The sequence below is a fragment of the Dactylosporangium siamense genome (assembly GCF_016862795.1).
Taxonomy (GTDB): domain Bacteria; phylum Actinomycetota; class Actinomycetes; order Mycobacteriales; family Micromonosporaceae; genus Dactylosporangium; species Dactylosporangium siamense.
Genome location: NZ_BONQ01000194.1, coordinates 1 through 22,880, shown reverse-complemented (window position 1 = coordinate 22,880; position 22,880 = coordinate 1). Strand labels below are relative to the sequence as shown.

Here is a 22,880-nt window from a genome sequence, read left to right as displayed (position 1 = left end):
GAAGTATCCGATCAACCCGCGGATGTACCGGTGGTGTTCACGGTCCGGCCGCACGGCGATGAGGATCTGGCTGCCGTACTGCCCGGTCTCGTTGTGGCGGTGGCAGCCGCCGTGCATGAACGCCGCCTGCACCGCCAGCCCGATCCCCACGACGTCCGGCTGCGGGTGCCGTTGCTGCCAGGCGTGCACCGCGGCGCGGATCTCCTCCAGGCTCTCGCCGCAGCGGCCTTCGCCGTAGAGCAGGTGGGCGAGTTTCGCGCGGCAGACGTCGACGACGTCCAGACCCTTGAGGTCCCCGCGAGCGGCGGCGTGCCGGACGGCATCCCGCCACGCGATCTCCGCCGCGGCCGGGTACCCATGCCGACGCAGCGTCTCGGCATACAGGTCGGTCGCCGTCTCGATCAACGTCTCGTCGGTCAGCAGGGCCAGCCGGGTGCGGTGGGCGTACCGGGCCCACGCCAACGCCGTGGGACCTGCCTGCAGATCGGCCATGGGATCGATCAGGCGCGCGTACCGGTCGGCGATGTCGGCGAGCGGACCGTGGACCGGTGCGTCTACTGGGTCGTGCCCTGCCAGCAGCCCCGTACACAACCGCAGCACGATCGCGGGATACCCGACCCCGCCCTCCATAGCGGCTCTGGCCGTGGCTTGCGCCGCTGCTGCGTCTGTATCGCCGTCTGCTGTGGCGTTCGTCGGGGTGTGCACATCGCTGGGCTCGGCGGGCACCGCACAGCCTTGGAGTGGGCATAGCTCGCCGTGGTGGAACTGTGCGGTGTGCGCGTGCAGGTTCGGGCCGAGCTGTTGCGTGATGTCCAGCAACGGGGCGAACGGCAGCTCGGTGGGTAGGTCGGTGACCAGGAACTGGGCAGCGATTTCAGCGGCGTGCTCGTGCTGGTGGCAGACGTCCAGGATCACGAACGCGGATGCCATCGCCTCGTACGCGGCCTGCGCCGGATGCCGTGGGCACGTGTGCGCCGCGGCGACTGCTTCGGCTGCCGCCGCCGCGCACTGGCCGGAGGCATGCAGCGACGAGGCGAGCGCGCTCTGTGTCCGCACAGCGGTGGCCAGGTCGCCGCGCTGGCGGGCGTAGTGGATCACCTCCCGGCACGCTTGGTTGAACGCCTCTGTCGGTGCCGGAAGGGCGTTCAAGGCGACGGCAAGGGTCTGTGCGGCGTCCTGCAGGATCTCCAGATCGCCGTCGTGCAGCTGCTGCGCCGCCCGGTGCGCGTACCGAGCCCATGCGATCGCGGACGGGACGGCGGCAAGGTCGGCGTCAACGGCGTCGACGTACAGCACGGCGGCGTCGAACAGGACCGCGTCCGGGCGGGTCGTGTGGGGGTCACGGTGACCGAGCACGCGTACCAGCAACGCCCGTGCCTCATCAGTGTGGCCCTCATTGAGCAGTGCCGCGGCGCGTTGCACTGTTGCCCGGCGCGTCAACCGAGGCATCCGCACCTTCATCGCTCGGTCACCGCCTGACCCGTCGGCATGACCGACCCGGCACACTGCACCCCAGCGAGCCAACCGGCCGCCCGACCGTGGTGAGGACGTCGTCGCGCCATACGGTGTGGTGACCCCGGGGACTGCGGCCGAAGTCTGTTGCGATCCGGCGCGCCGGACGACTGTCGACGGTGGAACGGACGACCCCGCCGGGACGGCCGGCACCGCGACACGAGCGCCTGCGTGTCCGCCCAGCTTCCTGCTTGGGTTCCTGCCCGGGTTCCTGTCTGGGTACTCGGCTGGTGAGTGTGGGCTGGCAATGGCTCATCAGGCGCCCCGATCGTCGCCAGCGGCAGCGGCTGCGATGAGGGTGCGGTCGAGGCGGCGGGCGCAGACCACCCGGTGCACGATCTGGCTCGCGGCGAGCATGGTCAGGAACTCGTCCCGGGCGCCGCTCACCGCACCGGCGGCGTCGGTGTCGGCGCCGAGGTTCAGGTCGGCGGCGTCGATGACTGCGACGGTTTCGTCGGTCCGGCCGCACGCGAGCAGCATGCTCGCGACCTGCAACGCCGTCGGCTCCGACACCGGGTCGGTAGGGTCGTGGCGGGTGCTCCACTGCTGCCAGGCGGCGGTGGCGTCCCGGATCGCTTCACCGCACCGGCCCATGTCGTGCAGGTGCGCGGCGAGGGTGATCCGGGCTACCAGGTGCGCATCGACATCACCACGGTCCAGATGCAACTGGATCACGTCACGCCGCAACGCGTATGCCTCGCTGTGCTGGTCACGGCTGGTCAGGACCAGCGCGAGCGTCTCGGTCGCCTCAATCGCCGTCGAATGGTCGATGCTGTGCAGGGTGCGGGCAGCCCGGTAGGCGTAGCGGGCCCACGCGACATCGTCCGCAACCGGGCCGGGCGATGCCCCGGAGGTTGCCACGGGTGCCGGGTCGGGTGACGGGTCGACAGCACGGGCGTACAGGAGGGCTGCTCTGATCAGCAGGTGGTCCGGGCGTGCGGTGGCTGGGTCGACACCGCTGAGCGGGCCGGCGAGCAGCTCGACGACGTAGGCGCCGTCGCCGCCGTGCTCGGCCAGGTCCGCGGCGATGCGGACCGCCGTCATCCAGTCGATGGTGACTGACGTCAGTGTCGGCGGGCCGTCTACCACGGGGCTGCCGGGCGGTGCGCCGGCCGCACCGTCGCGGGTTGAGCGTTGCTGCGTCATCAGTGACAGTCGCTTCCAGGAGGTGTAGTGGTCAGACGGTGACAGCGGCTGAGGTTGCTCAGGTGCCGCCAAGCTCCGGTCGCGCGGTCGTAGATCGCCGGAACGGCGCACCGGCCGTCGCAGCCGCTCACGTCCAGAGGCACGATCGCAGCGGCGCCGGCGGGTGTGCCGGCGAGAGCGTGCAGCGCGCGGATGAAGGTGCCCTCGAACCCGGTGGCGCCGGGCGGCGGCAGCGTGCCAGTGGCGTGAGGCCCGGCGTCGGGTCCTTGCTGGTGGCGGCGTACACGGCTCGGTCGGCTGTCGCCGGCGTCAACGGCGACAGGGTTCCGGCCGACGCTGGGTCGGGTCATCGGCGTCATAGCTCACCGCTGCTGGTGATGGTGATGTGCTCGGCCGGGCATGGGGTGCCTAGGGCGGCGCAATGCCGGGCGAGGGCCGCCGGGGTCAGCGACGCGGTCGACGCGCGGACTCGGACATGGGCGCGGGGTTCACCGCCGGCGTCGGGCACGACATGCACGGTGTGGGACGCGACGTCGGGGTGCGCGTTGAGCGTCTGCTGCAGCGCGGCCACGCGGACCTTCGCCGTATCCGCCGGCCCGGCGGAGGCTCGGTAGAGGCGGGCCCGGTCCAGGCGGTGCAGCGTGAGCCGGCCGTCGCCGTCGATGGTGCCGATGTCGCCGCTGGTGCGCCACTGCGCGGCCGGGGTGCACGGCTGGTCGGCGCTGTGCGCGGTGGCGCCGCTGCTGCTGGACGCCTCGATCAGCCCAGCCACGCCGGGCGGCGTCGGCCGGCCGGCCGGGTCGACGGTGCGCAGCAGCACGCCGGGTAGCGGGGTCAGCCTGGCCGGCACCGCGCCGGGGGTGCTGAGCGCGCCGTCGTAGACCGGGGCGTGATACCAGGTGGTGACCGCGGCGCCGGTGTGCGCGGTAAGCGCGGCGAGGTAGCCGACGTTGATCGCCGGGACCGCCGCCGGCAGCACGATCCGGCGCAGGGTGCCGGTGGCGATGTTCAGCCTGCCGGTCAGGTTGTCCTGCTGCTGGATCAGGGCCATCACCTGCCCGGCGGCGAGGACAGCCCAGTCGGCGCGGGTCTCCACGATGGTGTCCAGCCAGTCCCGTGGGTTGAACTCGTGCCGTAGCACGACCGTGCCGCCGAGCAGCAGCTGGCGTACCGCCGTGTCGAACACGGCCGCGGCGTACAGCGGCGCGCACAGCAGCGCGGTACCGCCGATGGTGAGGCCGAGCGCGGCAGCGACCGGCGAGCTCGTGGGTGGCTGCCCGCCGGTGACGGTAATCTGCCGGCCGCCGGGTCCGGTGTGCAGGTGCGCCCGCCACGGCTGGCACCAATGCCCGATCTCGTCGGTCTGCTGCAACAACGGCTCGAGCAGGGTCATGCGGGTGTTCGCTGGGACCGGCATCGGGATGCCGCCGGACAGCCACACCCCGAACGCCGCGACGACCGTCGCCGCGGTCGGGCGAGCCGCGACCGGCACCACAATCCGGTCGCCGAGTCGTTGCCCGGTCCCGGCTGCGTGCACGGCCTGCCACAGCTCGGCATAGGTGAGCGTGCGGTGCGCGTCGATGACCGCGATCCGGTCGCCGTGGCCGACGGCGAGGTCACGCAGCCGGGTAAGGATGTCGATGACGGTCGTCGAAGCGGACGGCGCCACGAGCGGGCTGATGCTCATCATGCTCGTCACGCCCGGTTTCGGGCACGGCTGTACGGCGGTGCGGCGTGCGCGGCAACAGCTGCCGGTGCGGTTGACGAGTCCGGCGAATGAACGGCCGGCCCAGCGGCGCGGCGACGTGAACCCCCGTGCGGGCGCAGCGTCACGCCAGCCGAGGTGCGGACGAGGTGGACGGTGCCGTAGCTGCAGCCGATCGCGGCAGCGATCTGACGGATCGACTGTAGGTCCTTGACGTAGCGGCGGGTCATGTCGTCGCGGACGGCCGGGGCGCTCCACCGTCCTCTGCCCGGAGGGTGTTGCTGCTCGTGCTGCTGCGACATTGGATCCTCCGCGGACCATTCCGGCGGGCAACGGGCGGTAAGGCGTCAGGGGCACGGGTGGGACGGGTGCGGGGCGGGGTGGGGTGGCCGCAGCCCTCTGGGAGGCGCAAAACGTGGCCGCCCCGCGGGGACGGCGGCTGCCTTCGGCGGTAGAGGTACACCACCGCCCGTCCGATGGTCTGGGCTGCCGCCGTTGGGCGTGCTCGAGCGGACCGCTTGGCTCTGCTGCCAGCACGCGCGGTCGGAGACGTGCGCGTGGCGCAGAAACGCGAGTTCCGCGGCCGACGGCGGTCATCGGCCAGCCGCCAAATCGTGCACCCCTGCCCGCCACACCGATGGCCGGAGCGCCGGCCATACGGCTGGCCACACGGACCACAGCGTGTCCGCCGCGGTAGTGACGGGCCAACCGTGCTGCCAAGAACCAGGACCCAGGACCCGTGCCAGTGGGTTCTTGAAGTCCGCCGCCCGAAGTTGTGTGGTGAGGTTCGACGGCCAGGTGCCGCTGTCGGAGCGCTGCATCGTAATCAGCGCCGCGAACAGCACGACCGTGAGCACCGCAGCGACACCAGCGGCGACGGTCAGTCGGCGTTGCGCGACGGCGGAGGGTTCCCGGTTGGCAGTCGCGGCGAGTCGGGCGACACCGGCCCCGGCTCTGGCTGCTGACCTGCCAAGCCGCATCTGACTCGACTGCGGGGCATCGTTGCCGGTCACTGGCCGCTCCAGACGTCGAGATCGCCCGCTGCGCCGGTGTGATGGCAGCCGAGGGAGGTGGGGCGTTGCATGAGTTGACCCCGGGAGAACAGGCGGGTGACGACCTCGCGCCCACGGACGCTGCCACGCCGCACGGCCTCGTTCGGGGCACCGCGTGCGGCGCTCATCCGTGCCTCGCCCGCACGAGCGACCGTCGCGTGCACTGCCCGCCGGTCATGACCTGGACACCGAGGCCACCAGGTCAACGGCCTGCGCCGCGGGCCGGTGCAGTTGAAGCCCGAGGGTGAGGGCGACCGCAGCCGTGCCCTCGACGGTCGTTGCCGTCACCAGGCCCGAATGCCCCAGCTTGACCAGCGAGGTCTGCAGTCCGACCGTATGCCGGTGCGCCCCGAGGGCGTAGCGGCGGAGGCTGTCGCGGTCGGTGAACGCGATCGGTGCCCCGCCGGATCCCGGTACCGGTCGGGTCGCGGCGGCGGCGAGCTGGTCGGCGACCGGCCCGAAGTGGGCGCTGTGCCGCCAGACGCGACTGCGCCACGCGGCCAGGTACGCAGCGGGGTCACGGTCCGGGTCCGGGTGCCCGTCGCTGGTCAGCCGGACCGGGGCAAGCGCGGTCGCCAGGTCGACATCGTGCAGGACGAGCCGGCAACCGCGTCCATGGCCGGAGCCCAGGGGCTGGCACATCCATCCGGTCCCGCGGTCCCGGACCAGGTTCTGGACAGGGCTCTGGGCGGGGTCGACGTGGACGAGTTGCCCGGCTCGGAGGCTGTACAGCGTCGCGCCGACAGCAGCGGCGGGTGCACGGACGGCATCAACGTTGTCCAGGACCCGGGTAGGTGCGCGCAGGGTCAGCATGCGATCGCGTCCTCACGATGGTCGGCGTCAGGGGTTGGGGCAGACGAGGGCTGGTCAGGTGCGTGGTGGTCGGACTGGTGGCGGCTGGTGGTGTTGCGGCGATCGGTCAGGTACTCACGGGCGAAGCGCTCGTACACCTCGAATCGTTTGCCGGGCATGCAGATGACGTGCGTCCAGCCGTCGTCCGGCGGTGGCAGCGGCCAGCGCGCCCGCAGCTGCTCCGACGGCGCCGGCAGGACCACGGTGAACCCGAGCGGATGCCGCCAGGCGGGTACGTCCGCAGCCGTGAACAGCTCCACCAGCGCGGCCGCGTCACGTCGGCAGGTGGCGGCCCGTTCGCGCAGCCCGGTCATACCGAAGCCGCGCAGGGCGGCGAGCATGAGCAGCGGGGTGTGCCCGGACCGTGACCCGGCCGGGGTCAGGTCCGGAGCGCCGGTGTAGGTGGGTGTCTCGTCCGCGGCCAGGCAACGATCAGCGCGCAGCAGCACAGCGCCGCACGGCATGGGGATGCCGAGGTACTTGTGGCCGGAGATGTTGCAGCTGTCTACCATGTCGAACCGCGGCCGGTCGGCTGAGTCCAGCATGGCAAGGGGGATGCCGGCCAGGGCCGCGTCGGCGTGCACCCACCGCCGGTCATCAGCGACGTCGGCAGCGTCGAGGGCGGCGTGGATGGCCGGGATGTTATCGACGGCCTCGACCATCGTGGTCCCAATGGTCGCCACCACCGCCACCGCCGCGCCAGCCGGGCGCTGCGCCACCAGTTCGGTGAGCGCGGCGACGTCCATCACCCCGTCCAGGCCCGCCGGAACCAGCTGCAGTCGCATGCAGAGCTCCTCGGCGACCTTCGCCACACACGTATGCGCCGCGGTCGAGGTGTACACGACGACATGGCGGCGGAATCGGCGGCGGGCCTGCAACAACGCGGCCCGGATCGCTGAGGTGCTGCCCGAGGTGACGAACCCGGTGACCAACTCCGGCGGCCAGCCGAACAACACCCCAAGCTCCCGGATCAGCTGCTGCTCCAGCGGCAACGAATGCCCGGAAAACCCGGAAGTCGGTGCGAACGGATGCCCGACGTTGTTCAAGGTGACGTCGAACAGGCGCTGCACCATCGACACGTCGAAATCCACGGCGTTCGGGTAACCGATGTCGAACTCGGACCCGGCCAGCCACCGCCGGTGCAGATCCCGGACCTCGGCGAGGGTCAACGGTCCCGCAGTCATCAGCGCCACGCCGGCCACCCCCAGTAGATGGTCCGGGTCAGCTCGGCCAGGAAATGCCACACGTACGCGGCCGGGTCAGTCGGCCAGATGCTGTTCAGCGCAAGCTTGGACTCCCACGGCAGGAACGGCGGCCGGCCGTCTGGGTTGAGCGACGTGCTGGCCTGCCGATCGACGCGGTAATACTCCTTGCTGCCGTGCCGCATGACCCGGATCCGGCCACCGTCGGTGAGCTGGACCAGGACCTCGCTGGGCACGTCGTCGCCGGACATCATCCGGCCCCGCAACCGCTTCCACGGGCCGTAGACGCTGGTGTCCAACGTCGACAACGCCACCCCGAGAAACTCCGGCTGACGCCGCCAATCCGGCGGCGTCCATCCCTCATCGGCCTGGTTCGTCAACCGCGCCCGCACGTCGAACCTCGAGCCCTGCTGCCGCCAGCCGCGGTGCACGAGCATCGCCATCTCCTGCAGCACCGCCGCAGGGTCCGCGACCCGGTCGCTCAGATGCCACGTCCGTACGTCGGCGCGTAACTCGAGCCGCAGCATGCCTTGATATTCGAACGGCACCGCGAACAGCAACACCACCAGCGTCGGGCTCACCGGCTTGTTGTGTCTCAGCTTCCACGCCGCCTCGGCATGGTTCGCGGTGATCTCCGTCAGGCGGCGGACCACCGCCCACCGCAGCTCAGCCACCGCCGACCGCTCGTCGAAGTCGAGCTCCGCGTCCGGGCGGCGCGGCACCGTGCCGACCAGGTCCGGTGACGGAGGTCGCAGGTCATACGGATGCCGCGGCCACGGCATCCCCACCAGCTGCGGCCCCGGCGGCCCTGGCGGCTCATCCGCCTCGTGCACCTGCTCAGCCGACATCACCTGCCCGGATGCGGACTGAACGACAGCGGTCGCTGCACCAGCTGTGGCGATCCCGCCAGGAACGGGTCCGGGGTACGCCGGCGGGGTCGCCGGTGCACCATCGAAATACGGCGGTCCCGCCCGGCGACCGGCCTGTGCGAGCCGCTGCCCGGTGCTGTCACGTTTGCCACTGTCGTCACCTCGGCCCATGCCTGAGCCGTACTCGGTCCCGGCGTATTCAATCCCGGCGTACTCCGTCCCGGCGGGCTGCGCTGGGCCCTCGCCATTGCGGGGTGCAGGGGCAAACCACGTGGTGTCGGCGCCAGTCGAGGCGGTGCCGCGGGCCACGCCAGACGTTCCCTGCTGATCGGTCGCGTCGGAATCGGCTGCGGGCCGGACCAGATACAGCGGACGCCGTGCCGGCTGCTGCGAGGAAGTCTCGTCATTGTCGGGATACGGTTGGGCTTGATTAGACACGGAAACCCACCTGCTGGTCCGGGACCATGACCTCGTCCGGGCGGCCCCTGCCGACCGCGGCGTACCGGTCCGGCCACAACCGGCGCACCCGCCGCGCGTACCAGAGCCCAGCCACGATCGTGACCAGCACCAGCAGCGGGATCACCGCCTGCAACCCGACGCTGGTGACGCCGAGCAACGCGGCCTGGTTGACCACGATCACCGCAACCAAGGCGCTGCCGACGATCGCGCCCAGCACAGGACCCGCGGTCCGCACGATCAACGGATCGCGGCCGAGGCCGCCGCCCTTGCGGAAATACAGCACGGTCGCGATCGACACGCCGACCAGCGTCACCAGCACCCCGACCGCGGCACCGGACGACAGCCAGATGAACATCCCGATCGGATCCACCCGCAGCAGCGCGCAGCTCCCGATCACCGCCAGTGCGATGCCGCTCTGCAGCAGCGACGCCGGCGCGGTCGCCCCCGCCATCCGGCCCCCGATGCGACCGACGTCAGCCAGCCAGGCCGGGATCACCCTCTCCCGTGCGATCGCGTGCACGTATCGGCCGATCACCTGATGGAACGAGAGCGCTGAGATGAAGAAGCTGGTCAGCATCAGCAGTTGCGCCAACGCCACCATCCCGCCGCCGTAGCCTTCCGCGACGATCGTGAACGGGAACCCCGTGTGGCCGGCGTTGCGGGCCTCCGCGACGATCTGGTCCGGGCCGGTCCACACCGGCAGCGCCCACGCCATCGCGCAGTACAGCACCGGCAACACCACCAGCGTCGCCACGGTCGCGTGGACCATCGTCTTGTCGGTCTTGCCCTCCTCCGCATACGCCGCCCCGCTCTCCACCCCCACGAACGCAGCCACCGTCAGGGCGAACACGCCACCGACCGTCGCCCGCTGATCCCACAGCGCCCCGACCGTCATCGGCGCCGTGCTGACCTGCCCGTCGTGTGGATGGGTGAACGCGGCCAGGATCACCGCGCCGATCATCACCAGCTCGGCCACGCCCACGATCGCGATGAACACCTTGCCGAGGGAGAAGTTCGCCAGCCCGAACACCGCCACCAGCGCCCACGCGGCCAACGCCCAGCCCGTCCAATGCCAGACGCCGGTCAGCTCGGCGGTGGTCGCGCCGAGCAGGCCGTACAACGAGATCTGGATCGCGTTCGTCGCCGCGAACATCAGCATCCCGCCCGCGATGCCCCAGCTCGGGCCGACTCCCAGCCCCAGGTACGCATACACCGGCGCGGCGTTGCCCTCTCTGTTCGTCATTGCCAGGTAGCCGACCATCAGCAACGCCAAGGCACCGCCGACGATCAGGAAGGCGAGGGGTGTGCCGAGCACACCGGTTGTGGCGTACGTGTTGACCACACCACCGACCAGGACCGCCATTGGCGACGTCGCGCCGATCATGAACTGCCACGCGTTGAAGCTATTGATGTGTCTGCGGATCAAGCCTGCCGCCGGAGGCATACCCCATCACCCCCGGCCATCCCGTACAGCGGAGCCACCGTCGGGCAGTCCAGCGAGCTGCACCCCTGCCGATGCACGGCGAACACTGACCACGCCATCGGCGCCACCGTCACCGCACGTGGCCGGACCGGCCCCCGCCGCCAGAACCGACGCGTACGAGCGGCACGTCGCCACGCCCGCGACAGATTCACCGTGAACTGCACGAAGTCATGGCTGACCGGGTCTCCGCCCACGGTTGGCCAGTCGATCCGAACCGCGAAACCCTGCCGATCAGGGTCCGGCCGGATCACCCGGCGCATGCTGCCGTGCAGCCCGCGTGACGGCGTGGTGCTCGGCGATGGTCTAGTCGGTGGCATGTGAAGCTCCCCGGGTCTCGTGTTTCGTCATGCTGTGCGTCGCGGCGCGACACTTACGCGACAGATGGAGGCATGGCGGTTTAGGCCGTCGGGCATGCCGGCAAGCCGCGGATGACGCGCTGATCCGTGTCCCGAGCCGCGCCAGGGCAGTACCGGGCGTGGACGTTCGGCGGGGCGGTGGCGTGCCGGCCGCCTCCCGGCACGCCACCGCGGTTCCTGCGGTCGCCGATCCCGACCCGCGCGGGGACGCGTGCCGGCTCGTCGGCCAGGCGGCGAGACGACCCTGTGGTTGCGTCCTCGGCTGTAAGACCACCACGAGCCGCCCCGACCGATCCCGCAGGCATGCACGACCGTCCCCCCGGCGTCCCTCGGCGCCAGCCCGGGGTCGCAGTTGTGCGTTTTAGGCCGGAGGCGAGCGGCGATGATGCAAGCACCCGCCCCCGGCCAGCTCTGTTGGCGAGGTGCGATGCCGTGCCGTCCACGGTGCTTGGCGCTCTGCGCTGCGCGGACATTCGGCTCATCGTTCTCACCCTCCTAGCGCCTCATCAGGCGACTTCGAGACGCCGGCCCTTGGCAGGTGGTCGGTGTCATCGCGGCCCCGCCGCATGGCGGTGACGGATACGTTTCGATACCGTGAGTGGCGATTCCGACCCGCTGGCGCCACGCCATCCATCGACGGATAACTCGTTGCGAGTCAACGATCACGGAATCTCGTGCGGCCGGGAATACCGACCTGCGGTCCGACTTCCCGTACCGACCTTCAGTCCGACCGGGCCTTGACCTGCCCGTTCGCCACGACCGGGCAGCACCGTCAAGATCATCAAGACGGCAGCCGGGGTTACATTGAGTGCACGCGGCCGGCCCTCAACGCCATCCGGGCTCGCGTGGACCCATGGTGGAGGCTGCCGGTGACTCGTCCCAGTCCGTACGTCCGGCGGCGATGGCTGGGGCGTGAGATCCGCCGGCTGCGAGGCGAGCACGGCATGACGGCCGAGTCACTCGCGCATGACGTCGGGTTCTCGCGCCAGCAGCTCAGCGCACTGGAAAATGGGCGCCTCGGTCCAGACATCGACCTGGTCAGCGCGATCTGTGAGTATCTGACCGTCGGCGTCAGGCGACGCACGGCGATCATGGATGCCGCCACCGACGGCTGGGCGCAAGGTTGGTGGGCTGCGGATGCGGAACGGATGGGTGCCCGGCAGGCGCTCTACGCCGACCTCGAAAGCGGCACCACGTCCATCGCCGAGTACGCCCTGTCGCTCATTCCCGGCCTGCTGCAAACGGCCGCGTTCGCCGACGCACGGCTACGCAGCGACCCGACCCGCTATCCCGACACGTTCGACCCTCGCGTCGCGGTCGCCGCGCGTGCCCACCGCCAGAAACTGTTGCTGGCCAGCGGAGGACCGCGGTATGAGGTGGTCCTCGACGAGGTCGCGATCCGCCGCTGCGCGGCCGAACCCGGCGTCGTGGCCGACCAGCTGCGGCACATCATCGAGGTATGCGCGACTCACGCATCCGTGACGGTCCACGTCCTGCCGATGGACGCGTCCATCCGAGGCCACAGTGCTCCGCGGTCGGCGCACTCGATCTACCGATATCGCGACACGGTCGGCTCCAGCGCCGTCGCGGTTGACACACTCCGGAAGGACTTCGTTCACACCGAGCCGGAAGAGATCGCCCCCTACCTGAGCCTCCATCGCCAGCTCAAGGCCGCCGCCCTCGACCCTGATCCGAGTCTCCGCCTGCTGCACAAGACCGCGCAGGCACTATTGCCGTTCGAAGGAGCAGCAGCATGACCGCACGGACCTACACCAGCTGGCGCAAATCCACCCGCAGTGACGACGGCAACTGCGTCGAAGTGGCGTGGGCCGACGACGGCACCATCGGCCTCCGCGATTCCAAGGACACCGCCGGGCCGGTTCTGGAGTTCGGCCCGCTCGCCTGGCAACAGTTCACGGACACCGTGCGGGCCGGGAACTTCGACCTGTAACCCAGCAGAACTGGTGACGAGTGCAGGCCGGCCGTCCGACGTCACCGCACCGGTCAACCGCACAGCGATCGTCGGGACCCAACTGCCGTACCGGACCGGCCGCCCGCCCGTTGTTCACGCCCGACGATCTCATCTCACGTGGCACGGCTGAGAAGAACTATCTCCGTTCACCCGCGACCGGCAATTGCGGGTGGCGAGATACACACGAATGGTGCGATGCTACCTGTCAATTCACTTCAGGTTGCCGGGCGATCACAATCAGGCAGATTCGCATCTCACAGGGAGGTCGGTGCCTTGCCCCGCCGTCCCGACACGGTCATTGTCCCAAACACGCGGCTTGCCGACGCTCGCCGACGACTGGCCTCACCTGTGCGGCCAGGACAGCGCATGTCCCGCGTCGAGCTGGCCGATGCCGTCAACGCCGGCCTCGACCGGCTCTATCCCGGCCGGATACTCACCGCGCACTACGTGGACGCGCGCTGGGTCGGCAAACTCGAGCGCGGCGAACACCGCTGGCCCAGCAACGAACGGCGCGCTGCCCTCCGCGCTGCCCTCCGCTGCCACTCCGACGCTGACCTCGGCCTGTACAGCCCTCGGCACAGCGAAGCGGCGTCCAACGTCAACGACCTCGATGAGTCGCGTCGCGATCTCCTGCGCTGCATCGCTGCCGTCGCCGCCGCATCCGGCCTGTTGGGCGGTTCAATCCTGCAGCAGCGGCAACTTGGTACCGCCGACGTCGAACGCCTCGGCGCTGTGCTCGCCTTGTACCGGTCCCTGGACTACGAAGTCGGGGGCGGCGCGTTGGCCGACGAACTCAACCGCTTCGCCGCCAGCTCCGCAACGCTGCTCGAACACCGAATGTCCGAGTCCATCGCACCGTCATTGTTCGCCACCGTAGCCGCCGTGCAGCAGCTCGCCGGCTGGACCGCGTTCGACGCCGGCCGGCACGCAAACGCGGAGCAGCACTTCCTCACAGCCGAACGGACCGCAGCCGACGACCGGCAACTGACCGCGCGGATCCGATACTGCCGCGCCCGGCAGCTGCAACACCTGCGGCGCAACCGCGCCGCCCTCCACGTCCTGACCCAGACCATCCACCAGCTCGATCCCGCCACCACGCCAGGCGTCACCGCCATGCTGCTCGGCGCGCAAGCGGCATCACAGGCCGCACTCGGCGACCAACACGCCGCCCTCACCACGCTCGGCCAGGCCCAAAGCGCGTTCGACCGTCGGCGGACCGACGAGGAGCCGGACTGGATGCGGTTCTATGATCACGGCGAACTGCTCGCCCAGCACGGCCGCGTCTACCGAGACCTCGCCCGCCGCGACCCCAAACACGGCAGCCACGCCGTAGACCGAACCAGCGCAGCCATCGCCGCATTCGGATCCCAGAACGTACGCAGCATGGTCCTGAACGAAGTCGGCCTCATCAGCGCCCTGTTCCTGGCCGGCGAGCCTGAACACGCCGTCGCCCTCGGCGAACGCATGCTCATGCCCGCGAACCGGCTCACCTCCCGCCGCGTCACCGACCGGGTCACCAACCTTCGCCGCGACGCAGCCCCGTATCAGCGCATACCAGTGGTGGCCGCGTTCATCAACGCCCTGCCTAGCCCGTCAGGCACGCCGGCATGACGATGACCAGCGGCCGGTTCACCGAAACCGCCATGACCAACGCGATGCGGAAGATCGCAGGCGACCTTCACATCCCCAGCGACGGGGCGCGGCTGCTACGGCTGACCAACAATGCCGTCTTCGCACTACCCGACGTCGGCCTCGTCATCCGAGTTGCCAGGTCACACGGTCTGCACGACCGGGTCCATAAACTCGCCCGCCTGGGTGCTTGGTTCACAGACATCGATGCACCCACCATCCGGCTCGCCCATGGACACGAACAACCCTTCACCGTCGATGGGCTGCTCGCCACCATCTGGACGTACGTACCAACATGCCTGCCCGAACCAACCGTCCACGATCTCGGCCACGTCCTGCGGCAATTCCACGCGCTGGGTTCGCCGACGTTCGACCTACCCGCTTGGGACCCTATCGGCGACGCGCGCCGCCGGATCGTTGACGCCGAGGCGCTCAACAACAGCGATCGCAAGGTCTTGCTGCAATGGTGTGACCAGCTGGCACCGCGCGTGGCCAGGCTCAACGCACAAGCTGCCGGAGGACTCATCCACGCCGACGCTCACATCGGGAACCTTCTCCGCGAAAGTCCTGACCGCGTCGTACTGTGCGACTTCGATGCCACCTGCACCGGCCCCTGGCAAGTCGACCTCGCCGCCGTCGCCGTCGGCGAATCCCGCTTTGGCCGAACTGGCGCCCACGCAGGTCTCGCCGCAGCCTACGGCTACGACATCACCACCGACCCGGACTGGCCCACCTTCCGCGAAGCCCGCGAACTCAAGATGGTCGCCGCCGCCGTACCACTACTCGCCAGCAGCCCCTACGTCGCCGAACAATTCCAGATCCGGCTCCAATCCATCATCAACGACGGCCCCGACATCCGCTGGACGCCGTTCGCAGACCTCCGCCAACCTGAGCAAAGGGAGGCGTGAATGCCCCGACATCCAGACACTCCCATCACGCCAAACACATTACTGAGCGCGGCACGCGAACGACTACCATCGCCACGGCGGCCCGGACAGCGCACTTCCCGCAGCGAACTCGCCGACGGAGTCAACGCCGCACTCGACCAGCTCTACCCACACCGTAACCTCACCGCCCACTACGTCGACGCCCGCTGGATCGGCAAACTCGAACGCGGCGAACACCGCTGGCCGAGCAACGAACGCCGTGCCGCCCTCCGTTACATCCTCGACGCCGCTACCGACGCCCACCTCGGTCTCTACAGTCCACGACGTACCGCCGGAACCTCGTCACAGCTGCACATGAGTCGCCCCGCGACGGGATGGTGGCCGACTAACGCGGCAGCTGCTACCGCACCGACTACTGGCGGGTATGTTGGATTTGAGCAGGTACTCGTCTCAGCAGCGCACGAGTGCAGTAGACATGCCAGCGAATTGGGGCGGTGGACGTTGCCGAACGGCGAGATCGATCAACTGGGTGATGACGTTCGTAGCGTCGCGCGTCGGTTTGCGACTCTCACTGCCGCGGATGTAGTGGACGAGACACTGCGCATCCGGAACGAGGCCGCGCACCTCGCACAGCAGACGCAGCGGCCGGCGCAGCTCAATGACCTCTACCTCACGTTGGCGCAGGCCGTCTCGCTGCTGGCGAGTGCCAGCATCGACCTTGGCCTCTGGAGACCGGCCCAGCAGTACGCTCGTGCAGCCGATGAGTACGGCATACTCATCGGGCACGCTGGCGTTCGGGCATACGCATTGGGCTTGCTCGCAACCGAGGCGTACTGGACTGGACGACCCGCAGAGGCTGTCAAGTACGCCACCGGAGCGGCCGAGTTGGCGCCGACCGGGATAGCCCGGGTACGAGCATTGAGCATCTTGGCGCGGGCATGGTCCCATCGCGGATCTGCCGAGGAAGTCCGTTACGCCCTCGACGCAGCCGACGACGCCCGTAGCGATGAAGGCAACGACGAGCTGCACGACCTCATCGGCGGAGAATTCGGTTACGCCGCGCCGCAGCAAATGCGGAGCGCGAGTACTGCGTGGCTCGAGGTCGGACGTACGCACGAGGCTGCTGTGGCTGCAAGGCGAGCGCTCAATGCGTTCTCCGAGTCGACAGCGGAGCCCTGGTCCACGGTTGAGGCCGAAGCATCGGTTGACCTCGCAACCTGCCAACTCCTCGCCGAGGATGCCGATGCCGCCCTGGACACACTGACGGCGTTGTGGTCGATGCCACCGGGTTGGAGGCGTGCCGGGTTACTTGGTCGTGTCCAACGGGTGCACGATATCGTCTCGGCCGCCCAGTGGCGCCCGGTCCTCGCCGCCAGAGAGATAGCTGACGAGGCGTTCGCGTTCACCACAACTGCAGCCACTCCGCCTGAGCTTCCATCAGCATAGGTCGCGTCACGGATGACATCGGAGCATGCCCTCGACCTCGGACGGCACTCGAATTGGTCGATAGTCTCCCGGCGACGTGACGCTGAACGAGCTGCGGACGGCTTCAGCCGACCGCCGAATCCCGGCTAAGCACGCATCGTCCAGGCCCGCAGAATTTCGAGCTCCCGCAAGGTTGCGAGTCCATGATCAGCGGCGCGACTAGCCTCGCCGCTGCCGGTAACCGCAGCTCCACCTGCGGTCATCCATGACCACGTGTCGGCGACCGTTGTAGCCAGTGGCCGGCAGCGCAGCCCCTCCTCGGTGGCGCGCGAGCTATCCACGTTCCAGACTCCACTGTGGGTTCGCCAGAGCGGGAGCTCGGTCCATTGCTGCACTCCGCGCTCTACGAGCCACGACGGATCTACCCACACCGGCTCAGTGTCGGCACCGGTGGTGTCGATGCAGGCAGAGACCAGATCAGCGAATGTTGCATGCCCGACCGGGGCGGTCAGATTGAACGAACCGTTCTGCCGCCCGGTCGCGCAGCGCATGGCAAACCTGGCAACGTCCCGAACATCGATAGGTTGAATCGGCCGTTCCGGCGGACCGGGTGCAAGCAAATGGCCGCCCCGTTCGGCGCGTGCGAGCCACCACGTCAGGCGTCCGACGTACTCGTTGGGCCCGAGGATGACGCCGGGCCGCAGCACTGTTGCTCGATCGGTTCCGATCGTCTCGACGACGGCTCGTTCACATCCGGCTTTGAGCGCGCCGTACTGGCCGGCGTAGCCGAGGTCTGCCCCGAAGTCAGCGTCCGCATCAGGCGGACAGTCGAACACGGGCGACACGTCATTGAGCGGCTCGTTCGGCCAACCGGTATAAACATTGACTGACGATAGGAAAACGTAGCGTCCCATCACCGGCTCCAACGCCTTAGCGCCGGCGAGCACCTGGCTCGGCACGTACCCGATTGTGTCGATGACCGCGTCCCACGGGCCGTGTTCGGCGAGCCGGCTCCAATCACCCGGCTGCTCGCGATCGCCTCGTATGACTTGCACACCAGGAAGATCAAAGGCGGAGACACCACGGTTGAACGTCGTCACTGACCAACCCTGTTCGAACGCGGCCTCACCAAGAGCGCGCCCGAGGAACCAAGTCCCGCCGAGAATGAGCAACCGCATCCGGCCATCATGTCCCACACGCGGCAGCTTCGGACAGATGCTGGCGACCGCGCTCCCTCCGGCGAGCTTCGAACCTTCACCTCGCCTTGACAACCAAATGAGTGCCGGTCTGTCCGGCATGCTGCCGCATCTGCCCTGCTCAAGACCTGGTCGGACCGAAGGTCGGTACGTCAGGTCGGACCGCAGGTCGGTATTCCCGCCGAAGGTGCATTCGGCGACGGTAGTCAATGAATCCTGCGTCGATACAGAACCCAAGTGGCGAGACGTAGGAGTCCGAAGCGCGACAGCGCCTCGGCAAGGGCGCCACACCCTGTCGCTGACGACCCGTGCGTGATCCCGGGCTTGGAGCACCGAGCGGCTCCTTGCCGCTGCTCTTGCTCAGGAAGGAGTACCCGACCGTGGCTCTACCCTCCACCCTCACATCGCGCACAGCTACCGCGTCCACCAGCCGCAACCCTGGTACCCGACCGGCTTCCGATCACCTTCTCGTCACCGTCGATCTCGACCTGTAGTCCCTCGCGACCAGGCCCTAGGAGCACGCCACATGACCATGACCGAGCTTCCGCCGCTATCACCGAACGCTGCGGGAGACCCTGACATCGAGTCGGCCACAGCTGCTGCGGAGGCGATGCTGGTCGCGCTTGGCGTCGACACCAGCGCACCGCACATGCAACGGACGGCGGAACGACTGGTGCAGGCCTACGCCGAGCTGCTGACGCCCGCGCCGTTCACCGCGACGGACTTTGACAACGTAGGGCACCACCGCGGCTTCGTCATCGTGCAACAGGTGCCGTTCGGCGCGATCTGCTCGCATCATCTGCTGCCGTTCGTCGGCACCGCGACCGTCGGGTACCTGCCCGGTAACCGCTTGCTGGGCCTGTCGAAGCTCGCGCGGCTGGTCGAGCAGGCCGCGCGCGGGCTGCAGGTGCAGGAAGGGTTGACCCAGCACATCGCCGACGAGCTCGGCAAGGTCGTGCCGGACCACGGCGGGATCGGCGTCATTGTCCGCGCGGAACACCTGTGCATGACCGTTCGCGGCGTGCGGGCACGGGACACCGCGACGGTTACCACGACCTGGCGCGGTGGCCTGGACGCCGACGCCGGCCTCCGCGCGGAGTTCCTGACGCTGACCGGGCAGCGGTGATCGCCATGACGCGCGTCCACGGCATGGCAACCGACCCGGCGGTCCCGCGACGGGCCGAGGTCGTCGTTTCGCGTGGCACGGGTACGGCATCGGGGGTGGTGTAGGTGTACACCATCGGCAAGAAGTTCACGTTTGAGGCAGCGCACCATCTGGAGGGCCTGCCGGACGGGCACAAGTGCGGACGGGTGCACGGGCACAGCTATGTCGTCGAGGTCGTGCTGACCTCATCCGTGCTGACCGGTCCCGGGTTCGTCGTCGACTTCGGCGAGTTCGGTCCGCTGCGCGACTACCTGCGAGACCACCTGGATCATCAGGACCTCAACGACGTCCTGAACGTTGCTCCGACGAGCGAGCGTCTCGCCGCCCACATCTACGAATGGTGCGTGCAGCACCTCGATCTACCAGAGCAGGTGCACGTCGCGATGGCTCGGGTGTCGGAGACCGAGCTGACCTTCGCCGAGTACACGCCGGGAACGTCATGAACGCCCTCGCGAGCTCGGCGGACATCACGGTGCGGCCGCTGCTGGTCGCGGAGATGTTCGGGCCGACGTTTCAGGGTGAAGGACCCAGCGCCGGCCAGCAGGCGGCGTTCGTGCGGCTATCACGGTGCAATCTGTCCTGCCCGCCGTGCGACACCCCGGAGACATGGGATACGTCTCGGTTCGACCTGCGCGAATACACAACGCACCGTACCGTCGCGGAGGTCGCGGCCTGGTTGCTGGCACAGCCTGCACAGCTGGTGGTCATCACCGGCGGTGAGCCGCTCCTGCAGCAGGACCGGCTTGTTCCGCTGGTTGAGGCGATCACGGCAGCGGGTCGGCGCGTCGAGGTGGAAACGAACGGCACCATCGTCCCCGCGCCCGAACTCGTGGCTGCCGGGACGACGTTCAACGTGTCGCCGAAACTGTCGAGGTTCGCTGGCGCCAAGGACCAGCAGCGCCGGTTCAACCCGGACGCCTTGGCCGCGCTGCTGGCCTCGGGCCGGGCGGTGTTCAAGTTCGTCGCCGGCGACCTGTCGGACCTGGATGAGGTCGCGCAGGTGCAGGCAGCGCACGGGCTGGACCCGGTCTGGGTGATGCCGGAAGGCACGTCGAGCAGGGAGGTACTCGACCGCGCGCAGGCACTGGCGGATGCGGTGCTCGATCGCGGCTGGCACCTCAGCAGCCGGGTACACATCCTGCTGTGGGGTGATGTCCGTGGACGCTGACAGCCTGCGCATCGATGCGATCGGCACGCCGTGCACGTCCTCGGCAGGGCCGCAGACCGAGACGGCCGCAGCCCAGCGCCGACCGGACAGGATCGAGGTGTCGGTCATCGCGCCCGCACCGTATCTCCGCGACTTCGTCGGCCAGACGCCAGCAAGCGTGCATCACGTCGCCGCGCAGCGCGTCCTGCACGATCCGGCCTATCGCGAGTTCTTCGCCGAAGAGTCGGCGCGCGGCGCGGAGATCGTCGTCGACAACGGCGTCTTCGACCTCGGTGCGTCGCTACCGCCGCTGGATCTGCTGCGGGCCGCCCAAGCGGTCAACGCGGCGGAGATCATCCTGCCTGACGTGATGCACGATGGGCCGGGCACGATACGGGCGAGCGACCGGGCAGCGGCCGAGCTGCGGGAACTGGGCTGGACGTTGCGGCTGTGCGCCGTGGTGCACGCGGCCAACGACGACGACTGGTTGCGCTGCTACGAACACTTCGTCGGCTGCGGCTACGTGGGGAGCATCGCGCTACCGGCATCGCGCAGGAAGACGCCGAGCAGCGATCTGTCGAAGAATCGCATCGCCGCAACCGGCTACCTCGACGCGCACGGCATGGTCGAGCCCGGCATCGTCTACCGACTCCTGGGGCTGGGCCGGGCCGGGCACCTGGAACTGTTCGAGCAGCGCCGGCACGACTGGATCGTCTCCGTCGACTGCGCCGCGCCGGTGATCCTCGGCGCCATGGGTGTCCGGATGCATCCAGACGGGCCGTACGAGAAGATCCCGACACCGGCTGTCGACCGGCTCGGCGTCATAGACCCGGCCCGGTTCGGGATCGTCCGGGACAATATCGCCGCCGTACGGTACGCGGCTAACTGCCCGGTCGAAATCCGGGAGGCGCAATGACCGCGACCGCCTCCGACCGTGTCCTGCCCGTCCCGCCACCCGGCCGGTACGGCGCATCACCCGTCGACGCGTACCGGCACACGATGAGCTTCGGCAGCCTTTTGCGCTACCTGAAAATCAAGCTGCACCATCTCATCGACATCCGCGACTGGTCCCGAATCCGGGTCGTCGGCGCCTACGACCGCAACTGCGTCGTGTCGACCGCCGAGAAGAACGACAAACTGTTCAACTGGCAACGCCCTACCGCTGAACCCGACGGCGACGAGTTGATCGTCAAGTGCTTCCCGGGGACCGAGTATGTCCACCACTACGCGCTGATCATCGCCACCTACCTGAGCATGCGCGGCCGGTACCACGGCCAGGTGTACTACGAGCTGCCCGCCGAGGCCCAGTGCCAGGCCGCCGTGGACCAGCTCAACATCGGCATCGGCGGCAGCGAACTCGTCGTTGTCGGCTGGGGTCTGGGGCACCTCGTTCCGGACGCCGCATGGACCTACGGCCACGGCTACGCCTGGTGCCGGACGGCCGTCGAAGGGCGGCCAGTGCTGTATCTCGGATACCTGCACAGCATCTGGGGCGACGTCGCCGGCCGGGTCGTCAGCCGGCTCGCCGCCCTCGGCGCCCGCCAGGTCGTGTACGTCGGCAAGGTCGGATCACTCGACCCAGCCATCGCCCCGAACACTTCGCTCGCCACCGGCAATCACAGCATCCTGCACAACCAGCACGTCACGTGGCACGACTACTTCGGCGGCCTCGCCGTCGCGCAAGGTGGTGTCGTGACGGGCACCCACGTGTCATCCCCGTCGATCCTGCTCGAAGGGCAGGACTGGCTGCGTACCCAACAGGGACGCAGCTTCGTTGACCCCGAAATCGGGCACATGGGTCGCGCCGCCGCCGACGCCTGCATCGCGTTTGGCTACCTGCACGTGGTGTCGAACAACCTCGCCCGCACGTACGCGGCAGACCTGTCAAACGAGCGGATCGGCACTGTCGTGGAACGACGCGCCCGACTGCTCGACCGCATCGACAGCATCCTTCGGTTGCGGCTCCGCCAGCCCGACCCGCACCCAACGACCAACGATCGGAGTAACCCGCTGTGAACGCCACCCAGGCCGTGGGCCGGCTCATCGCCGTCACTGGCATCGACGGCGCCGGAAAGTCGACGCTCGCCGCCGCGCTCCAGCAGGCGTGCACCGTTGCTGGCCTCCCGGTGATCCTCGTCGGCAAACGCACTGTCAACGTCCAAGGGAGCCCTGAGCTGTCGCGGTACCTCGACGCGGTGAACGCGGTCGTATACCGCCGCGACGCCAGCGTGGGCCAGGCCAGCGGCGACCACTACTGGCTCCTCGCGCTCGCCGCCTGGTACACCCTGCAAGACCAGCTTGTCGTCCGCCCCGCGCTCCAGGCCGGCACGCACGTCATCCTCGACAACACCCACCACAAGATCCTGGCCCGGTACGCGGTGAACCCCGATGTGCCGACCGGCCTCGCCCAGCAGGTCTTCGCCCACCTCACGCCCGCCGACTTGATCCTGTTTCTCCATGTCGCCGCCGAGGAAGCGCTGCGGCGCAAGGAACACTTCACGCCGCTCGAGGCCGGCCGGACCGGACCCACCAGCGACGATTTCGTGGCCTACCAGCAGCGGGTCACTGACGCCCTCCTCGCGTACGCCGACGACGCCTGGGCCCCGATCGACGTCACCACCATGAAGCCTGACGACGTACTGCAGGAGGTGACCGGCCTACTCCACGAGCGGCGCATCCTCACTGTCACCGCCTGATTGTCACGCTGCGCACGTACTACAGCGCAGGTCGATCCGCCGCACGCACGAAGAACGGACGTCTGCATCCATGAACCACCACACCGGCACCGCAACGGTCTGCCACGGCGTCACCTGGGCCACCGGC

21 protein-coding genes are annotated in these 22,880 nt (G+C 69.0%); 11 read left to right on the top strand and 10 right to left on the bottom strand.

The window, feature by feature from the left end; all coding sequences use genetic code 11:
• The 9 genes from Dsi01nite_RS54790 to Dsi01nite_RS54755 form a co-directional block, all read right to left on the bottom strand.
• Window positions 1–1,356 (bottom strand): hypothetical protein (locus Dsi01nite_RS54790; RefSeq protein WP_203854482.1); only part of this gene is annotated, 1,356 nt, incomplete at its 3' end.
• A gap of 411 nt (window positions 1,357–1,767) precedes the next feature.
• Window positions 1,768–2,556, bottom strand: coding sequence for a hypothetical protein (locus tag Dsi01nite_RS54785; protein ID WP_203854481.1), 789 nt, complete (start codon window positions 2,554–2,556; stop codon window positions 1,768–1,770).
• Between the two features lie 457 nt (window positions 2,557–3,013).
• The gene (locus Dsi01nite_RS54780) at window positions 3,014–4,348 is read right to left on the bottom strand and encodes a class I adenylate-forming enzyme family protein (protein ID WP_203854480.1); all 1,335 of its coding nucleotides are present in this window, start codon (window positions 4,346–4,348) and stop codon (window positions 3,014–3,016) included.
• Between the two features lie 5 nt (window positions 4,349–4,353).
• Complete coding sequence (locus Dsi01nite_RS59150) at window positions 4,354–4,593, bottom strand: helix-turn-helix domain-containing protein (RefSeq protein ID WP_373318969.1); 240 nt, start codon at window positions 4,591–4,593, stop codon at window positions 4,354–4,356.
• Window positions 4,594–5,372: 779 nt separating this feature from the next.
• Window positions 5,373–5,543: a hypothetical protein gene (locus Dsi01nite_RS54775; protein WP_203854479.1), complete on the bottom strand. Its 171-nt coding sequence runs from the start codon at window positions 5,541–5,543 to the stop codon at window positions 5,373–5,375.
• Between the two features lie 46 nt (window positions 5,544–5,589).
• Window positions 5,590–6,228 carry a hypothetical protein gene (locus Dsi01nite_RS54770; protein ID WP_203854478.1) on the bottom strand — a complete coding sequence of 213 codons (639 nt, stop codon included), beginning with the start codon at window positions 6,226–6,228 and terminating at the stop codon, window positions 5,590–5,592.
• Entirely contained in the window at window positions 6,222–7,451 is a 1,230-nt protein-coding gene (locus tag Dsi01nite_RS54765) for a pyridoxal-dependent decarboxylase (RefSeq protein WP_239137220.1), read from the bottom strand. Before Dsi01nite_RS54765 ends, Dsi01nite_RS54770 begins: the two co-directional genes overlap by 7 nt.
• Window positions 7,451–8,317 (bottom strand): hypothetical protein, encoded by an 867-nt coding sequence (locus tag Dsi01nite_RS54760; RefSeq protein ID WP_203854476.1) that lies wholly within the window; start codon window positions 8,315–8,317, stop codon window positions 7,451–7,453. The genes Dsi01nite_RS54765 and Dsi01nite_RS54760 overlap by 1 nt, the downstream gene beginning before the upstream one ends.
• 451 nt (window positions 8,318–8,768) lie before the next feature.
• The gene (locus Dsi01nite_RS54755; RefSeq protein ID WP_203854475.1) at window positions 8,769–10,223 is read right to left on the bottom strand and encodes an APC family permease; all 1,455 of its coding nucleotides are present in this window, start codon (window positions 10,221–10,223) and stop codon (window positions 8,769–8,771) included.
• Window positions 10,224–11,481: 1,258 nt separating this feature from the next.
• Between Dsi01nite_RS54755 and Dsi01nite_RS54750 the strand changes: the two genes are divergently transcribed.
• The 5 genes from Dsi01nite_RS54750 to Dsi01nite_RS54730 all read left to right on the top strand — a co-directional run bounded on the left by Dsi01nite_RS54750 (window position 11,482) and on the right by Dsi01nite_RS54730 (window position 16,570).
• Window positions 11,482–12,393 carry a helix-turn-helix domain-containing protein gene (locus Dsi01nite_RS54750; protein ID WP_308442157.1) on the top strand — a complete coding sequence of 304 codons (912 nt, stop codon included), beginning with the start codon at window positions 11,482–11,484 and terminating at the stop codon, window positions 12,391–12,393.
• On the top strand, window positions 12,390–12,587 hold the full coding sequence (locus tag Dsi01nite_RS54745) for a DUF397 domain-containing protein (protein WP_203854474.1): 198 nt from the start codon (window positions 12,390–12,392) through the stop codon (window positions 12,585–12,587). The genes Dsi01nite_RS54750 and Dsi01nite_RS54745 overlap by 4 nt, the downstream gene beginning before the upstream one ends.
• A 387-nt stretch (window positions 12,588–12,974) precedes the next feature.
• A complete protein-coding gene (locus tag Dsi01nite_RS54740; protein WP_203854473.1) occupies window positions 12,975–14,219 on the top strand; it encodes an NsdA family TPR-like regulatory protein in 1,245 nt (414 codons plus the stop codon).
• Entirely contained in the window at window positions 14,216–15,145 is a 930-nt protein-coding gene (locus Dsi01nite_RS54735; protein ID WP_203854472.1) for a phosphotransferase enzyme family protein, read from the top strand. Before Dsi01nite_RS54740 ends, Dsi01nite_RS54735 begins: the two co-directional genes overlap by 4 nt.
• On the top strand, window positions 15,146–16,570 hold the full coding sequence (locus Dsi01nite_RS54730) for an XRE family transcriptional regulator (protein ID WP_203854471.1): 1,425 nt from the start codon (window positions 15,146–15,148) through the stop codon (window positions 16,568–16,570).
• Between the two features lie 125 nt (window positions 16,571–16,695).
• Here the strand turns inward: Dsi01nite_RS54730 and Dsi01nite_RS54725 are convergent, their stop codons facing one another.
• Window positions 16,696–17,727 (bottom strand): NAD-dependent epimerase/dehydratase family protein, encoded by a 1,032-nt coding sequence (locus Dsi01nite_RS54725; protein WP_203854470.1) that lies wholly within the window; start codon window positions 17,725–17,727, stop codon window positions 16,696–16,698.
• A 544-nt stretch (window positions 17,728–18,271) separates the two neighbouring features.
• On the opposite strand from Dsi01nite_RS54725, the gene folE reads away from it, so the two are divergent.
• The 6 genes from folE (at window position 18,272) to Dsi01nite_RS54695 (ending at window position 22,753) form a co-directional block, all read left to right on the top strand.
• Window positions 18,272–18,871 (top strand): GTP cyclohydrolase I, encoded by a 600-nt coding sequence (folE, locus tag Dsi01nite_RS54720; protein ID WP_203854469.1) that lies wholly within the window; start codon window positions 18,272–18,274, stop codon window positions 18,869–18,871.
• Between the two features lie 104 nt (window positions 18,872–18,975).
• Complete coding sequence (locus Dsi01nite_RS54715) at window positions 18,976–19,353, top strand: 6-pyruvoyl trahydropterin synthase family protein (protein WP_203854468.1); 378 nt, start codon at window positions 18,976–18,978, stop codon at window positions 19,351–19,353.
• Window positions 19,350–20,078, top strand: a complete 729-nt coding sequence (locus Dsi01nite_RS54710; protein ID WP_203854467.1) for a 7-carboxy-7-deazaguanine synthase QueE — start codon at window positions 19,350–19,352, stop codon at window positions 20,076–20,078. The genes Dsi01nite_RS54715 and Dsi01nite_RS54710 overlap by 4 nt, the downstream gene beginning before the upstream one ends.
• Entirely contained in the window at window positions 20,068–20,973 is a 906-nt protein-coding gene (locus Dsi01nite_RS54705) for a hypothetical protein (RefSeq protein WP_203854466.1), read from the top strand. Before Dsi01nite_RS54710 ends, Dsi01nite_RS54705 begins: the two co-directional genes overlap by 11 nt.
• Window positions 20,970–22,073, top strand: coding sequence for a nucleoside phosphorylase-I family protein (locus tag Dsi01nite_RS54700; protein ID WP_203854465.1), 1,104 nt, complete (start codon window positions 20,970–20,972; stop codon window positions 22,071–22,073). The genes Dsi01nite_RS54705 and Dsi01nite_RS54700 overlap by 4 nt, the downstream gene beginning before the upstream one ends.
• Window positions 22,070–22,753, top strand: a complete 684-nt coding sequence (locus Dsi01nite_RS54695; RefSeq protein WP_203854464.1) for a nucleoside/nucleotide kinase family protein — start codon at window positions 22,070–22,072, stop codon at window positions 22,751–22,753. The genes Dsi01nite_RS54700 and Dsi01nite_RS54695 overlap by 4 nt, the downstream gene beginning before the upstream one ends.
• The last annotated feature ends 127 nt before the right edge of the window (window positions 22,754–22,880 follow it).